This is a genomic window from Bifidobacterium sp. MSK.17.10 (assembly GCF_019129655.1).
Taxonomy (GTDB): domain Bacteria; phylum Actinomycetota; class Actinomycetes; order Actinomycetales; family Bifidobacteriaceae; genus Bifidobacterium; species Bifidobacterium adolescentis.
This window is the reverse complement of record NZ_JAHOJD010000003.1, coordinates 13,736-30,169: the sequence shown is the minus strand read 5'-3', so window position 1 is coordinate 30,169 and position 16,434 is coordinate 13,736. Positions and strand designations below refer to the sequence as shown.

Here is a 16,434-nt window from a genome sequence, read left to right as displayed (position 1 = left end):
GCCCGGACGGGAACTTGCCGTCCGGGCCACAGGTGGAACGAAATCAGTTGTTGAAGCGCATCGGAACGAGCAGGTAACGGTAGTCCATGGATTCGTCGGAATCCGCTTCCTGCTGGCCGTTGAATTCCACGGGCTTGACCGCGGTGGTCATCTTCATGCGCACGAACGGCTCGCTGATGGCGCTCAGGCCGTCGACCAGATAGGAGGGGTTGAACGCCACGGTGATGTCCTCGCCGTCCATGTCGATGTCGAGAATCTCCTTCGCCTGTGCTTCGTCGGCGGTGCCGGCCGACAGCGTCAGCTCCTGGCCGGAGAAGACCATGCGGATCGGGGCGTTACGTTCGGCGACCAGCGAAACGCGCTTGATGGCGTCGATGAGGGCCTGCTTGTTGATGACGGCATGAATCGGGTATTCATCGGCATACAGGCGGTCAACGGCCGGGAATTCGCCGTCGATGAGCTGGGAGGTGGACACGCGGCCGGCGTTCTCGAAGCCCAGCAGGGACGGGTTGTCCGCATCGAAATCGATGGTGACGTTCTGATGCTCGTCCAGCGAACGCGCCATGTCGCGCAGCAGCGAGCCACGGACCAAAGCGGTGGTGCTGATGGTCGCATCCTCCGGCGTCCAGGTGAAGCGGGAACGGGCCAGACGGAAACGGTCGGTGGAGCTCATGATGACCTTGTCGCCCTGGAACTGGACGCGGATGCCGGTGAGCACCGGACGGTTCTCCTCACGGGAGACCGCGACGGACGCCTGGTTGACGGCCTGAGCGAAGGTGGGGGAGTCCACCTGACCCAGTTTCATCGGCACCACGGGCAGATCCGGATATTCGCTTTCCGGCATGAGCTGCATGGTGAAGGTCGACTTGCCCGACGTGATGGTCATCGTGGAACCATCAGTGGAAAGATAGGTTTTCGCAGCGGGCAGCGACTTGGTGATGTCGGCAAGCAGTTTGCCCAGCACCAGAACGCTACCGGCCTCATCCACGCCGGCTTCGATGTGATGGCGTGCGGAAATGGCGTAGTTGAAGGCGGAAAGCTGGAGTGTGCCGTCAATGGCTTCCAGACGGATGCCCGCCAGAATCGGGGTTGCGGGACGTGCGTCGATGACACGTGTGGTCCATGCCACGGCATCGGCAAGAGCTTGGGAATTGACTTCGACTTTCATGGGGTATTCCTCGTTTCGTTCGATCCACATGCCATTCTAGCGATAAGAGCAACGACGACGAAAGCGTGGGGAATTCCCCGCATTACGAGAATGACGATGAAAGTAAGAAAAACGTACTTTCGTAATAATAAGCCCTGTGGATAGTGTGGATAAGCTCGTTCAGCCCAAGCGCAGCAACGTCTCAGTACGAGGCGACATCTGTGGATAACTTCTGAGTCGAATGTGGATAAGGGCATGGGTTATCCACAGGCTCATGGCCGCGCAAAACTTATCCACAATTCACTGTGAATAATCCACGAGCTATACACTGCCGTTTTCCGTGTTTCCAACGGCTTTTCCACAGACCTTTCCCCGAAATGTGGATATGTATGTGGAAAACTCGATGTACAAGAAATTCTGTCCGGGCGTGTCACGCGGATAGTAAAAAGGCTGGTAAATAATTTACCAGCCTAAGGAAAACCGTTGGAAATACGCCGTTTGTTGTGGTTGCTTCCGTTACTTGTCGTTGGAACGCTGCTTGAGCTGCAGAGTCAACTCGGTCACGTAGTTGTAGATCTCCTGCTTCTCCTGCATCTCGTCGTTGATGCGCGTATACGCGTGCATCACGGTGGTGTGGTCCTTGCCACCGAAGACCAGGCCGATGTCGTTGAGGCTCATGCTGGTCAGCTCGCGTACCAGATACATGGCGATCTGGCGTGCCAGCGCGATCTTCTTGGTACGCGAACGGCCGACGATGTCGTCGAACGTCAAATAGAAGTACTTGGCCACCTGCGTGATGATGTCCGCGGGCTTGATTTCCACGTCGGTGGTGAAGAAGTCCTGCAAAGTCTGCTCCGCAAGGGCTTTGGTGACCGGCTGGTTGCTCAGCGACGCCATGGCGGTCACACGGTTCAGCGCGCCTTCCAGCTCGCGGATGTTCTCGGTGAACCGTTCCGCGATCAGGTTGAACACGTCGTTGGGAATATTGGAGCCGTTCATGGTGGCGATCATGCGCAGAATGGCGATTCGCGTCTCCAGATCCGGCGGTTTGACGTCCACGGTCAGGCCCGATTCGAAGCGGGAGATCAGACGTTCGTTGAAGCCCTGCAGGTCCTTCGGCGGCACATCGGAGGCGATCACGATGCGCTTGTTGGCCTGATGCAGGGTGTTGAACGTGTGGAAGAACTGCTCAAGGGTCGCGTCCTTGCCGCTCAGGAACTGGATATCGTCGATGAGCAGCACGTCGACCTCGCGGTAGCGGCGGTTGAATTCCTTGATCTGGCCGGAACTTTGGTTCGTATCGGCCAGAGCCTCGATGAATTCGTTGGTGAATTCCTCACTGGTGACGTAGCGGACCTTCAGATTGGGGTCCTTGACCAGCGCGTAGTTGCCGATGGCGTTCAGCAAATGGGTTTTGCCCAGGCCGGAGCCTCCGTAGATACACAACGGATTGAAATCATGGCCGGAACCCTCCGCCACGGCCAGCGCCACGGTACGTGCGAAACGGTTGGAATCGCCGGGCACGAAGGTGTCGAAGGTGGCGTTCTTGTTCAAATGCGTTTCGGGGTCGAGCAGCGGCCTGTTCTGGCCGCTCTGGAAATGGTCCTGTTCCGGCGGCATCGTCGCGGGAATCGGCAACTGGCCCTGCATCGTCTCGTTCGCAGGGGACTTCGCCGGCGATTTCGCGGGGGAGAAGCGCGGATAGGTTTCCTCCGGCTGTTCCTCCGTTTTCGGCTTCATTTCAACGATTTTGAAGGCGGGGAAGATGTCCTGTTCGGCGGATTCGCGCAACGCCTCCATCAACGGCTTGTTCAATTCGGTCTGCAAAGCCTGCTGAGCCGCCTCACTGGGCACGCACAGCATGATGGTCGGACCCCACATGCCTTCGGGATAGACGTTCTCCAGCCAGCTTTTGTCGCGTACGGACAGCGACGGATTCTGGTGCAGCAGGGCCAAAGCGTCGGACCACACCCCACGAGCCTGCTCGAGAGGATCTGTTGTCGTGTTATCAGCCACGGATAATCCTTTCTCGACAGACGTACCACTGATGTGCAACTGTATATTTGTACTCTCTTTTCCCCGAGTTATCCACCGGCATGCGTGTTGAAAAGATTGAAATGTGAATAACATTGTTGTAGTTTGTGGATAACTTTTGTGGGGAATTCGGCGGAATCGCAACGATTATGTGGATTGTTTTATGCGGGGAATCCCCATGAAAATGTGAAGAAAAATGGACGACGCGACAATCTGTTCAGGGGTCAGAGTAGTTTAGTAGAGCTTGACTCATGAGGAGCCGTGCCTTGGCATGGCTAAAAACACCGGGAGCATTAATTATGAAGAGGACATTCCAGCCGAACAACCGCCGTCGCCACATGAAGCACGGTTTCCGTCAGCGCATGCGCACCCGCGCAGGCCGCGCTCTGATCAACCGTCGCCGCGCCAAGGGCCGCAAGTCCCTCGCTGCCTGATTTTTTAGTGGCATAGAGCGGTGGAACGGCTGAAAAGCCATCGCGATTTTGTTGCGGTGCTCAAACGCCGTCGTAGGGTATCGCGAGAAGACATCGTCGTGCATTATCTGATGCACGACGATGTCGTAACGGGCGATACAGCGACGGTGCAAGGCCGCCGTGTCGGCTTGGCCGTTTCCAAAGCTGTTGGCAACGCGGTCACGCGCAACGCCGTGAAAAGGCGTTTCCGTGTGCTTGCACGAAAGTACGAATCACTATTACCTGAATCCTGCGATATCGTGTTGCGTGCCAAGCCAAGTGCCGCACGTGCCGATTTCCTGTCGCTTGAGCAGCAGATGGCATCGTGTTTCGAAGCGGTGAAACGTAAAACCGCTTCCCGGCAATGAGCAAGGGGCATCATCGCAATTGGATGGTGCGGCTCATCCGCTGGTATCAGAAACATATTTCCGCCCATACCGCACCTCGGTGCCGGTATTATCCCAGCTGCTCCAATTATGCGATTCAGGCGATTGAACGATTTGGCTGCCTTAAAGGTGGCCTTCTTGCGTTATTACGCCTTCTTCGTTGCAACCAGTGGAACCGTGGAGGAATCGACGACGTTCCACAGCTCTATTCCTTGTTTTACAGATGTTCGTGGTCGAAGGCACACGAGGAGCCTCGTCTCACGCCTCTGGATGTAGATGAACCTATAGGCGATAAGGAGAATGGCCTGTAATGAATAAAGATCAATTCCTCCTCGATAGTGGTTTCTGGGGCTGGCTGTACAAGCTCCTGTACCCCGTCGAGTGGCTCATGACGCAGATTATGGCCGGATTCCACCGATTCATGGTGATGCTGGGCATGAACGAGATCGGTTTCTCGTGGGTCATGTCCATCGTGTTCCTGGTGATTGTGGTCCAGGCGTGCGTGTTCCCGCTGTTCTACAAGTCCATGAAGGGCATGCGCAAGATGCAGGCCCAGATGGCCGTTTTGCAGCCCAAGATGCAGCGCATCCAAAACAAGTACAAGGGCAAGAACGATCCCGCCAGCAAAGAGGCTTTGCAACGCGAGATGATGAAGCTCTACCAGGACAATGACGCGAACCCGATGGGCGGCTGCACATCGATGCTGCCTATGTTCGTGCAGGGTCCTGTGTTCATGTGCATGTTCTACACCCTGTCGGCCATTCCATACATCGCCCGTGGCAAGTTCAGGAACGGTTCCGGCCTCGGCGCCTTCGACATCGCCACCGCCAAGCAGTTCACCTCCACCAACGTGTTCGGCGTGAACGTGGCCGAGAACTTCACCACCGCCGACATCCACGGCAAGATCATCATCGGCATCTTCGTGGCGTTGATGTGCTTCTGCCTGTGGCTCATGCAGTACAACAGCATGAAGCGCAACATGGCCCAGAGCGCTGCGAACAAGCAGACTGAAATGATGCAGAAGATGATGCTGTGGATGTTCCCGATCATGTACATCTTCTCCGGCGTCGCCATGCCGTTCGCAGTGCTGGTGTACTGGCTGACCAACAACATCTGCAACCTGCTGCGTTCCGTCTGGCAGATCCACGTCTTCCCGACTCCGGGATCCCCGGCCGCCGAAGCGAAGGAAAAGCGCGACCACGCCCACGAGAACGCCCGTCGCGCCAAGGCCGGTCTGCCGTCCCTCGAAGAGGAGGAGCTGCAGAAAGCCAAGAAGGCCGCGGAGGCGAAGGAAAAGAACGGCTTCCAGCGTCAGCAGCCAAGCCGCAAAAAGAAGAAGAAATAACATCAAGTGTGTGTCCTGTGTTTCACGTGAAACGCAGGACACACCGCTTTTGTATCGGGCGAATCGCCCATATGATACAACCCAATCAGTAGACTTTCAGTAGACTTGAAATAATACGAACCCCGCTCAAAGGAGTAAAACACCATGGCGCAGGATGCTGAGAAAACCATCGATCAGCTCAATGACGAAGCTGACATCGCTGCCGATTACCTTGAAGGATTGCTTGACATCGTCGACTACGAGGGCGATATCGAAATGGGCGTGCGCAACAACCGTCCGACCGTGCAGATCGTTGCCGACGACGACACCGACATCAAACATCTGATCGGACGTAACGGCGAAGTCGTGGACGCCCTGCAGCAGCTCACCCGACTCGCCGTACAGCAGAAGACCGGCGAGCGGTCCCACCTCATCGTGGACGTGGACGGCTATCTGAAGCGCAAGCGCCAGCGCCTGCACGACCTTGCGCTGGATGCCATCGACGAGGCGCGCGAGACTGGCGAGCCGGTGGATCTGAAGCCGATGAACTCCTTCGAACGCAAGATCATCCATGATGTGGTGCGCGAGGAAGGCATGAAGTCTCGGTCCCATGGCGAAGAACCGCATCGTTACGTCACGGTGTACGTCAAGGCTTCCGCAGCCGATGACGCCGACGAGATCGACGAAGCCTGAAATAGTTTCACGTGAAACATGAAGCGTCGCGAGTTTCTCGCGGCGCTTTTTTGATGCCTGTAGATTAGGATGGTGTGCATGAGTGATGTGAATGACGAATTGGATGGGTCGCCGATTCTTGAGGAAGTGCTTGGCGATGCATTGGGCAAGTTGAAGGTGTTTCACGTGAAACTTGCTGCGGAAGGAGAGCCGCGCGGGCTGATAGGGCCACGCGATGTCGGCATTATTTGGGAACGGCATATTCTGAACTCCGCGGCCATCGTACCGTTCATCCGTGAAGCAACGGCCAAGAGGCAATTCAAGACGGTGGCGGATATCGGCAGTGGTGGAGGATTCCCCGGTATCGTGGCGGCCGCCTGCCTGCCGGACCACCAGTTCACTTTGGTGGAACCGATGGAACGCCGTATCGAATGGCTTCATGAGTGCGTTGACGAAATGGGATTGGACAATGTCTCGATAGTGCGCTCCCGAGCCAACGCCGTAATCGAAGCCGTCCGCGGTTCGAACGGTGGCCGGAAGGGCAGGGGAGAGGATGCCGTCGATCTCGACGGAAATCCCATCCCGGTCAGGCATCCGTTTGCCGTGGTGACCTGCCGTGCGGTCGCGCCGATGACCAAACTATCCGGATGGACGCTGCCGTTGCTGGACAAAGGCGGACGGCTGGTTGCCCTGAAAGGACGATCCGCGCAGGAGGAAATCGTCAAGGCCACCAAAGAGATCTCCAAAAACGGCGGTATCCATCCCCTCGTGGTGGAGGCCGAGGTCGGTCCGGGTCTGGAACCGACGCATGTGCTGATGGTGGACAAGCGATAAGTTATCCACAAAATCGCGTGAGTTATCCACAGTATCCACAATCGCGGAAATGTGTTACGAAGCATCTTGAAGGAGCTTGGAATTGCAACGATTGTTCTGTGGATAACTTTTGGGTAGTCGGATGAGTTATCCACCAACTATCCACCGTTGTTCACAATGGTGCACATGGCCGTGAACAGGTGAAAATCTGTCCACCCAAATGATGAAACTTGATTGTTGAATATGTATAGGAAGGCTAGTTCATGACTGGACCTGAAGAACCAGACAATTTGACGTCGATGGAATCCGCCACGGAAACCATCAAGCGAATCTTCGAAGGCTCGACATCCCCCGTAGGCGCGCAAATCGCTGATGAATCGACGCGATACAAGGCATTGGAGCATGCGGTCTGCCCGAAGCCGGCCCAAACGCGCCTGATCGCAGTCGCCAACCAGAAAGGTGGCGTCGGCAAAACCACATCCGCGGTGAACCTGTCCGCGGCCCTGGCCCGTTTCGGATGCAAGGTCCTGCTTATTGATATGGATCCGCAGGGCAACGCCTCCACGGCATTGGGTGCCCCGCACGCCTCCGGTCAGCCTTCGGTGTATGACGTCATCGAAGGACGCAAGCGCATCGCGGAAGTCAAGTGCACGTGCCCTGATTTCGACAACCTCGACGTGGTCCCCGCATCCATCGATTTGAGTGGCGCCGAACTTGAGGTCGCCGACATGGCGGATCGCAACTCGCTGCTGAAGAACGCGGTGGACGAGTTCCTCGCCACCAGCGAAGAGCATTACGATTACGTGATCATCGACTGCCCGCCGAGCCTGGGTCTGCTGGTGATCAACGCCATGTGCGCCGTGCACGAAATGCTGATTCCGATTCAGGCCGAGTATTACGCCTTGGAAGGTTTGGGCCAGCTCATCAACACCATCGGACTGGTGCAGGAACATTACAATCCGTCGCTGCTGGTCTCCACGATGCTCATCACCATGTACGACAAGCGCACGCTGCTGAGCCGCGAAGTGCATGGGGAAGTGAAGAAGCACTATCCGACAATCGTGCTCGACACCACCATTCCGCGCACGGTGAAGATTTCCGAAGCGCCAAGCTTCAACCAAAGCGTGATCGCATACGACCCCAAGGGCATGGGTGCGATCGCGTACTGCGAAGCCGCGCTGGAACTTTCGCGTCGTTCCGATACGGTGCTGCAGGCAATCGATGCAAGAAGGAATGAGAACTGATCATGGCAACTAAGTCGCGTTTGGGTAAAGGTCTTGGCGCACTGTTTCCTTCTCTTCCGGGGGAGCCGCAGCATCAGGAGCATGCGGCGCCTGCCGCTGCCGCCAAGGAAGTCAAGGCTTCCAAGACTGATGGGCATGTGGAATCCAAGAGCGCGTCCGCTACCGCACAGGCATCGGTGAACGCCGTGCAGGGGATGAAGCATGCTGTTTCACGTGAAACAACCAAGAAAAACCAGCATCGTCGTGCCAGCATGCCGTCGATTTCGTTGAACGAAAGCGCGCATCCCGCGGACATGTTCTTCGGCTCCACCGCTCAGCCAGCTTCCGAACAGGGCGAGCAGCAGGGGAGTGTTTCACGTGAAACCACGCCGACCGAACATAAGAAGGACGAACCGGAACTGCTTCCCGTGCAGGGTGGATATCTGGTTGAACTGCGTTTGAGCGACGTCGGTCCCAATCTGCATCAGCCACGTACCATTTTCGATGAAGACGACCTGCGCGAGCTAGCCGAATCCATCAAGGAAGTCGGCGTACTGCAGCCAATCGTCGTACGCAAGCGTCCGCAATCGCAAATCGAAGCCGCCCGCAGGGAAGCCGCAGCCAAACCGGCCGAACCGCACAACATGTTCGACGGGCGCATGGATAGCATGTACGAGCTCATCATGGGCGAACGTCGTTGGCGCGCATCGCAGATCGCCGGCCTGAAAACGATTCCGGCCATCGTCAAAACCACCGCCGATGACGACATGCTACGTGACGCACTGCTGGAAAACCTGCATCGCGTCGCGCTGAATCCACTGGAAGAGGCGGCTGCCTACCAGCAGATGATCGACGATTTCGGCCTGACGCAGGCCCAACTGTCCAAGTCGGTGTCAAAATCCCGTCCGCAAATCGCCAACACCTTGCGATTGCTCAACCTGCCGGCCGCCGTGCAAAAGAAGGTCGCATCCGGACTGCTGTCCGCGGGCCACGCGCGTGCGCTGCTGGGACTGCCGACGGAAGCGGATATGGAACAGCTGGCCACGCGCATCATCGCCGAGGGACTGTCCGTACGCAGCACCGAGGAAATCGTGTCGATGAAGGCCGCCGAAAGCGACCAGCCCAAGAAGCCGAAGGCCAGCAAGCTCAATCCGTGGGCTGGTACCCCCGTTCAGGTTGGTCTGGAGCGGCGTTTCGGCACCAAGGTCTCCATCAAGGGATCGAAGAAGCACGGGCGAATCGAAATCGTGTTCAAATCGGAAGACGATATGAAACGCATCGTCGACCTGCTTATGCAGCAGCAGAGCTGAACGAACCGAGCCAATCGAGCTCGGCGAGCGATAATGATTTGAACGATTTGAGCCTTACTTGAGCGAATCGAGATAAGCCTGCGCGTCCAGCGCGGCGCGACACCCCATGCCCGCCGCGCTGATGGCCTGCCGATAGACGCTATCCACGCAGTCTCCCGCGGCGAAAACGCCGGGTTCGCTGGTACGCGTGCTGGCGCCATCGACCGTGATATAACCGGCGGAATCGACGTCTACAAGCCCGTTAAGAAAAGCAGTGGCAGGAGTGTGCCCAATCGCCATGAAAACGCCGTTAGCGGGGATTACAGAGGTCTTTTCGGTGGCGGTGTTGCGCACCTCCACCTCCTGTACGCCGTTCTCGTCGCCGCGAATCTCCTGCACCACAGCGTCAAGCATGAAATCGATTTTCGGATTGCGTTGCGCACGCTCCACCATGATGCGGGAAGCACGGAACGTGGAACGCCTATGAATAAGGGTGACGGACGAGCCGAAACGGGACAGGAAATCAGCTTCTTCGAAAGCGCTGTCGCCGCCGCCGACCACCACAATCGGCTTGTTGCGGAAGAAGAAACCATCGCAGGTGGCGCAGTAGGAGACACCTTTGCCTGCGTATTCCGTCTCGCCTGGCACGCCCAGCTTACGATAGTTTGAGCCTGTTGCGATGACCAGCGCGCGTGCGTCGTACACGTCTCCGCCGTCAAGGGTGACGGTTTTGATGCCGGAATCGGCATTCGAAGCAACCGAAACAACATCGTCCCAAACGATATGCGTGCCGAACCGTTCCGCCTGCTTGCGCATATTGTCCATCAGATCCGGACCCATGATGCCATCGGGAAAGCCTGGGAAATTCTCCACTTCGGTGGTGTTGACCAACTGGCCGCCGGGCGTCAGCGCGCCGGCGACGACCAGCGGCTCGAAGCCGGCGCGGCCAAGATAGATCGCGGCAGTATAGCCAGCCGGGCCGGAACCGATAATCACCACATCACGCATATCATTCATGGTTGCTACTGTAATGCAGTTTCCACGACGGTTGCGGGCGGTTTTGCAGATGGCGTTCAAAAAAGCGTCAAAAAGGCGTTCAAAAAAGTCAGCTATCCGTCACGTTGTTTCACGTGAAACAAAAGGAGGGTGTGCGGAACAATCCGCACACCCTCCTTGTCTGCCGATGCGTCAGAAAATCTGCACCGAATCGATGTACAGCTGGTTGCCGGGAAGGCTGTCGAACGGCACCCACAAGAGGATGTCCTGGGTCTCCACGGCCTTGTTGAACTTGATTTCGGTGGTGCCGCTGGCGTCGAACTCGAACTGGGCGACCTGTTCACCCTGGTTCGGGCTGGACTTGGCGTTCACGCGAATGTAGCCCTGGCCGCCGGAAGAACGGATCTTGATGACCATGCGATACGCTTTCTGGGGCTGGCTGAGGTGGAGGTAATAACCGTAACCCTGTTGTCCGTCCGGATTGGACAGGAACTGGCGGTTGTCGATCTCATACGGAGTCGTGTTCTCTGGCATCTTCGGTTCCGGAACCTTCCGCACCTTCTTATCCGAAGTCACCACCTTGTCGACGTCCTTCTTGGCGGAATGGCTCTTCTTCGTGGTTTTCTTCGGCTTGCTGGAATCGGAGCTGCCGTTGTCGGAGCTGTTGGCATCGTTGGAATCGTTGTTTGCATCGCTGGCGGAGCTGCTGCCATTGCCGGAATCGCCATTATTGCCGAAAGGCACGTCGTCAAGGTTCATTTCCGGCCACGGATTGTTGGAATTCGTATTGGTGATGCCGTCATCCGGCTTCTTGGTCAAACCATGAATGGCGAATCCCAATGCGACGGCCACCACAATGAACGCGACCACAATGGCCACGACCTTGGTGGTGAGCTTGCCGAACAATTTGGCATTGGCGACCTCGGCCGGACTGGAGGAAGAGGCTTTAGGGGCAAAGCTCGGCGGCACCGCAACGGGGGCTCCGTTTTCGTTCTGATATGCCGCGTCGATCGCTTCCTGCTCCGCCTTCAACGCGCGTGCGGATTCCTCGCCCGGCTCGATGACCCGTCCGTCAGGTCCGATCACCGGAATGCGACCGGTCTTCTCCAATTGCGAATCGTCCGTATGATAATCGCCCTGCGGCGACGGCGTGGAAACACGGATGGGGAAGGAGAACGGCGAATCCACATCTTCGGAGGATCCGTCGAGGTCCTCTTCGCTGAGTAGTTCGCGGCTGTTGTTCCACAGCGATTTCACGGCACCGCCGGTCGCGGCCATACCCTTGGCCAAGGCTTCCTTGCTGTCGGAGAAATCAGTGTGTGGTTCAGGCGCTTCGAACGTCATTTCCGGAATGCTTCCGGTTTCAGCCAGCGTATCGGGCAAGGCGATGGCATCCTGCTCGAGAATCTGCAGCAGGGGCACGTTCACAATCGAGCATTCCGAATCCGCGGACGGTAACGCAATATCGGGGCCGTTAAGCTTCGCCAGCGGCTCGTAGTCGCCCAGCAACGCCTCCAATTCGGCGATGGTGGCCATCGGAACGGTCGGGAAACCGTCCTTCTCCTTGAGATCCAGACCACGCTTGCAAATCACGCGGAACTCCATCGGCACGTTCGGTGAAATCGCGTCAAGATGGTAGTTCGTGGACAGCGTCGACGGCGTGCGTGTCAGCAGGGAATACAGCAGGGAAGCGACCTGGCGAATCGCAAGCTGCTCCTGGTTTCCCACGGATTGCACGCGCGAAGTATCGGCCAGCATGATGCTTACCGGCGCGTCGGCGATTTCAATGCCGTTGCGGGTCAATCGCACGGTGTCCGTGCTGATCGAGAAATGCGTGAGATTGTCTTTCTGCAACACGTGCAGGGCTTCGACGACCTCACCAAGAATGGAACGGATCGCGGTGAAGCTCAGCGGCTTGCTGGACTGCGTGAGATACTCGCTCAACGACATGCCGGCATCGAGCTGCGTGATCACCAACGCCACCTCGCCCACGTGCTGAAGCTGCAGCACCTGCGTGAAATGGGCGTCGTGGGAAATCGCCAGCATGGAGGCCGTCGCATTGACGTCCTGCAAAGCCTTGCGGTTGTTGACGATAAAAAGCTGGCAATCCCGGGCAAGCACGTGATCGCTTGCCTTCCAAACCTGCAAGCCGGTTTCCTCGCGCAATGGCGAAACCAGCACATAGCGGTTGCTGATGGTATCTCCCAGTTGAGGTTTCATGGTTTCCTTCAACTCTGTAACGATTGTTCTACCTACGCTGTTATTCTTGGTCGCCGTTTTCGGCGGTACTTTGCTCAAGTTTACCGTTGGGGCTGGCCGTTCCGCCAGACTTAGGCTTGTTGCCAAGCCCTGGTATGCGGGCGGCGAGCATGCCCACGACCGAAGTGAGCTCCTCGGCACGCAGCGCCCACAGGCACGCCAGATAGACGATGGCGATGACGATGGTGAGCAGTATCGCGGACAGAACCGCCTGACCCCAGTTCATAGTGCCGTCGTCGGGGCCGATATGCGCTCCGACCAGCCGGTAGACGCCGTTGCGGCACAGCAGGCCAATCACGCAGGCGGCTATCGTGGCCACCAGCGCCTTCGCATAGGCGGTGATGATGCGCTTGTCGTCCACATCGCCGTCGAAACGGGAGCGGAGCATGTGCGTAAGCAGCGGATACGGCAGGATGAAGCTCACCGAAATCGCCAATCCGATGACGGTGATCCACTGCGTGGGCGGCAGAATGAACGTCGACGCGATGATGACGCCACCCTGGATGGCCATGGTGATCGCCATGAAAATAAACGGATGCTTGCCGTCTTCGAACGCGTAGAACGTGCGTTGGATGACCAAATACGAGCTGGAAAGTGGCAGGCCGATGCCCAAAGCGGCGAGCGGCGCGCTGATGAGCAGCGCCTCACGCACGCTGATGGACGGCAGCAGTGCGAGGATGATCGGCAACGGAAGCACGATGAACGCCGCTGCGAAGAAGCACATGATGAGATTGAGATTACGCAGGGCCGAGCTCAGATCCTTGCGCGCCTCGTCGATATTGCGGTCCGCGATGGCTTTCGATATTTTCGGGAAGATCGCAGTGGCGATGGACACGGCGATCAGCGAATACGGCAGCATGTAGATGGTGTACGCATTCTGATACGAGGCGTTGCCGGCCACGTCCAACTGGCTCATATGCAGCTGTTCCGAAGCCTTGAACGGCGCGCTGGTGGCCACGCGGGTGACGATGATGTTGACGATCTGATCGACGCCGACGATGCCGAGGCTCCACGCGGCGACCGGTCCCATCGAACGCAGTCCGATGCCGTGAACGCCGAATTTCGGACGGTATTTCAGGCCGATTCTCGTCAAAGGAATGAACAGCACCAGCGCCTGGAACGCCACGCCAAGCGTCCAAGTGCCGGCGGTCAGCGCGATTTTCGTCGGCGTCCAGAAGTCCAGCGGACGTTCCGTGGCCCTGCCGAACATCGCGATGAACGCGCCGAAACCGATGCAGCTGATGATGTTCGCGCCGACCGAGCTCCACGCATACGTGACGAAATGGTCCTTCGCCGCGAGAATCTGCCCGATCACCGTATACAGGCCGTAGAAGAAGATCTGGGGCATGCACCACAAGGTGAAGGAGGTGGCGAGGGCCATGGTTTCGGCGCTGCCGTTGACATACAGTTTGGTCAACAACGGCGTGGCAACGGCCATGAGCAGCGTCACACCCAACAACAAGGTGATGGCAAGGGTGATGAGCTTGTTGAGCTTGGTTTCGGCGTCCTTCGATTTCAGCGTGCGCACGATCTGCGGCACAAGCACCGCGTTGAAGATGCCGCCGGAAACCAGTGTGTAGATGACCTGCGGAATCATCGAACCGGCCTGGTAGGCGTTGGCGGCATAGCCGGTGGTGCCCAAGGCCCAGGCAAGCAGGATGGTGCGGATTTGGCCGGTCACGCGCGAAGCGGCGGTACCGGAGGCCATGATCAGTGAGTTACGGCCAACGGAAGAACTCATTCGTCGGGATCCTTCTTACGGTTGAATTGACGCCACAGTCCCACAGCGCCCAAGAGCACGGCGAAGCCGATGATGACGAAACCGCTCTTGTCGCTGATCTGCAGCGCGCTGGTGATGTGGGTGACCTGCGTGGCTCCAAACGCTGCACCATTCCTGTCGAACAGGCTGATGGTGGCGTTGGCGGTGCCGGACGTGGACACACGGATGGTGAACGCCACCTGTGCCTCGCCGTGGGGCGGCACCTGCACGGTGTCGAATCGGGACGTGACGATCTGCATGGAATCGGTCAGCGACGAGACCTTCACCTTTACCGGGTACGGGTGGCTGTTGCTGATGGTCACCGGCATTTTCGCGGTTTCGCTGACCACGTTCACGCTTTCCGTCGGCGTGATCGCCACACCGTTGATCAGCAGGGCCGCGAGCTGGTTCGCGCCTTCCGCCATCGTGCTTCTGGAAGGGCTCTCGCCGCCCAACGCGTGCAGGGCCATGATGGTGTGGGCGTTCGTCAGCTGCCTGCTCCAGGTGTTGACGTCGGATTCGTCTTTTCCGTTCGGCTTGACGAGGATCGACGTATTGAAACGTTTGATGTTGCTCGATGAGTTCGCCAGCGCGCTCAGAGTCTGCTGGACGTCGCTGCGCATGCCATCGGTAAGGCCGTCCGTTTGGGGAAGGTCGGTTGACATGCTGGCCGCATCTTCGGAGATGTCGGCATCCTTCAACGTGGCGAGATCGGTGAGGTTCAGCCACGGCGACTGCTCGATGTCGCTCATCAGTGCGTCCACAACACTGGGGTCGGAATCCTCGTTCAGACAGACCAGCAGGTTGCGTTCCGCATAAGGCTGTTCCATCTGGTAGAACGCGCTTTGCGCGACGAATCGCGCCAATCTGCCGGCCGTGGTTCCCTCGCTGTCGGCGTTGGCATCGTCACTGGTCGCCTTGCCTTGGGCCAGGCCGGAAAGCACATTCTGCGCGGAAAGCACGGTGATGTCCCCGGCATCGGTGGAGACCACCGTCTTGCCGGTACGTACGGTAGCCGCATCGTCCTCTTCGAAGTCATGCGTGGCGATGACGGTGCCGTACCCCTGCTGGCGGGCCTTCGTCAACGCTTGTAGGGTCCAATTGCCGTTGCCCTGCCACGCGTATGCGGTGATGTCCGCGTTGCTGTCGCCCAATGCCGATTGATAGGTTTTCCGGGCTTTGGCTGCGGACCATTGACGGTCGTTGATACCGGCTGCGCTGTAGGCCGGAGCGTTGTTCATGGCGCTGTAGGCGGTCATGTCGAACAATGCGGGCTGGGTGATGCCGTCGACCCGCGTTGGCATCGCCATCGCCTGCAGGTAGGTCGGATCTCCTACGACCTGCAGCATGTCGTGCTTGGCGAAGGTCTGCTGCAACGATTTGAGCCGTGCGTCGTCATCCTTGCTGGGCATGGCGATTTTCGCCAGTTTCGAGGAGGAAATACCCCCTTCATCGACCAGCTGTCCAAGCAGCTTGCTGTCGGTGGTCCACCCGTTGGCGGCCAGCGGCTGGGCGACGGTGATGTGCAGCGCCGGCGTGCTGGGCGTGTGGAGTCCCGCGCCGGTGCGCGTCACGAACGTATGCGATTGAGCAAGGGGGGTTCCGTTGGCGGAATAGCTCAGCAGCACCGGCTTCGGCCCCCAAGAGTTGATGGCCGCGAGCGATTCCTGATGGGCGTCCGCGTCGATGCTCACGTTGGCGCTGGCTCCCGGCTGCAACGCGGGCACATCGGCCTGTCCCACGGATTGCGGGGTGGGGATTCGCCCGTTGCCTTCAGACCAATCCTGGATGTCGTTGCGCGAAACGAACGTGTAGAAGGCGTTCATGGCCAGCGTCAGCGTTCCCGCGGGAATCTCCTGTCCGGTCGTGTTGGTCACCGTGGCGTTCAGATGGTATCCGGAGGTGTCCGTCAATACGGCCGTGGAAGAGTTGATGGACAACATACCGTCCGTCGACTCCGCCGATGTGGTCGATTCCATGGCCCTTGCCGATGGCGTGGGTGCGTATAACAACATCAACGCCATGGTCAATACCATGGCGAGGATGGATGATAACGCGCGAAGGCCACGCGAAACGTGCC

The 16,434-nt window shown here is 58.1% G+C and carries 14 protein-coding genes; 8 read left to right on the top strand and 6 right to left on the bottom strand.

Annotation, left to right across the window (positions count from 1 at the left end; genetic code table 11):
* Positions 1-43 precede the first annotated feature (43 nt).
* On the bottom strand, positions 44-1,168 hold the full coding sequence (dnaN, locus tag KSX58_RS02945) for a DNA polymerase III subunit beta (protein ID WP_217752040.1): 1,125 nt from the start codon (positions 1,166-1,168) through the stop codon (positions 44-46).
* Between the two features lie 495 nt (positions 1,169-1,663).
* Positions 1,664-3,163 (bottom strand): chromosomal replication initiator protein DnaA, encoded by a 1,500-nt coding sequence (dnaA, locus tag KSX58_RS02940; protein ID WP_003807173.1) that lies wholly within the window; start codon positions 3,161-3,163, stop codon positions 1,664-1,666.
* Positions 3,164-3,480: 317 nt separating this feature from the next.
* On the opposite strand from dnaA, the gene rpmH reads away from it, so the two are divergent.
* The 8 genes from rpmH to KSX58_RS02900 all read left to right on the top strand — a co-directional run bounded on the left by rpmH (position 3,481) and on the right by KSX58_RS02900 (position 9,361).
* Positions 3,481-3,615, top strand: a complete 135-nt coding sequence (gene rpmH, locus KSX58_RS02935) for a 50S ribosomal protein L34 (RefSeq protein WP_003807168.1) — start codon at positions 3,481-3,483, stop codon at positions 3,613-3,615.
* 20 nt (positions 3,616-3,635) lie between these two features.
* The gene (rnpA, locus tag KSX58_RS02930; RefSeq protein WP_003807160.1) at positions 3,636-4,001 is read left to right on the top strand and encodes a ribonuclease P protein component; all 366 of its coding nucleotides are present in this window, start codon (positions 3,636-3,638) and stop codon (positions 3,999-4,001) included.
* Positions 4,002-4,024: 23 nt separating this feature from the next.
* Positions 4,025-4,330 carry a membrane protein insertion efficiency factor YidD gene (gene yidD / locus KSX58_RS02925; protein WP_204367728.1) on the top strand — a complete coding sequence of 102 codons (306 nt, stop codon included), beginning with the start codon at positions 4,025-4,027 and terminating at the stop codon, positions 4,328-4,330.
* Positions 4,330-5,364, top strand: coding sequence for a membrane protein insertase YidC (gene yidC / locus KSX58_RS02920; protein WP_055309215.1), 1,035 nt, complete (start codon positions 4,330-4,332; stop codon positions 5,362-5,364). The genes yidD and yidC overlap by 1 nt, the downstream gene beginning before the upstream one ends.
* Before the next feature lie 144 nt (positions 5,365-5,508).
* Positions 5,509-6,036 (top strand): R3H domain-containing nucleic acid-binding protein, encoded by a 528-nt coding sequence (locus tag KSX58_RS02915; RefSeq protein WP_011743917.1) that lies wholly within the window; start codon positions 5,509-5,511, stop codon positions 6,034-6,036.
* Between the two features lie 78 nt (positions 6,037-6,114).
* Positions 6,115-6,849, top strand: coding sequence for a 16S rRNA (guanine(527)-N(7))-methyltransferase RsmG (rsmG, locus tag KSX58_RS02910; RefSeq protein WP_085345629.1), 735 nt, complete (start codon positions 6,115-6,117; stop codon positions 6,847-6,849).
* A gap of 242 nt (positions 6,850-7,091) precedes the next feature.
* Positions 7,092-8,072: a ParA family protein gene (locus KSX58_RS02905; RefSeq protein WP_223895891.1), complete on the top strand. Its 981-nt coding sequence runs from the start codon at positions 7,092-7,094 to the stop codon at positions 8,070-8,072.
* A gap of 2 nt (positions 8,073-8,074) precedes the next feature.
* Positions 8,075-9,361, top strand: coding sequence for a ParB/RepB/Spo0J family partition protein (locus tag KSX58_RS02900; protein WP_085392688.1), 1,287 nt, complete (start codon positions 8,075-8,077; stop codon positions 9,359-9,361).
* A gap of 54 nt (positions 9,362-9,415) precedes the next feature.
* Here KSX58_RS02900 and trxB read toward each other — a convergent pair whose 3' ends face one another.
* The 4 genes from trxB to KSX58_RS02880 form a co-directional block, all read right to left on the bottom strand.
* The gene (gene trxB / locus KSX58_RS02895) at positions 9,416-10,357 is read right to left on the bottom strand and encodes a thioredoxin-disulfide reductase (protein WP_085392687.1); all 942 of its coding nucleotides are present in this window, start codon (positions 10,355-10,357) and stop codon (positions 9,416-9,418) included.
* A gap of 171 nt (positions 10,358-10,528) precedes the next feature.
* On the bottom strand, positions 10,529-12,556 hold the full coding sequence (locus KSX58_RS02890) for a hypothetical protein (protein ID WP_217735764.1): 2,028 nt from the start codon (positions 12,554-12,556) through the stop codon (positions 10,529-10,531).
* Between the two features lie 40 nt (positions 12,557-12,596).
* Entirely contained in the window at positions 12,597-14,336 is a 1,740-nt protein-coding gene (murJ, locus tag KSX58_RS02885) for a murein biosynthesis integral membrane protein MurJ (protein ID WP_003807145.1), read from the bottom strand.
* Positions 14,333-16,369 (bottom strand): DUF6049 family protein, encoded by a 2,037-nt coding sequence (locus tag KSX58_RS02880; protein ID WP_237976386.1) that lies wholly within the window; start codon positions 16,367-16,369, stop codon positions 14,333-14,335. The genes murJ and KSX58_RS02880 overlap by 4 nt, the downstream gene beginning before the upstream one ends.
* Positions 16,370-16,434: the final 65 nt, after the last annotated feature.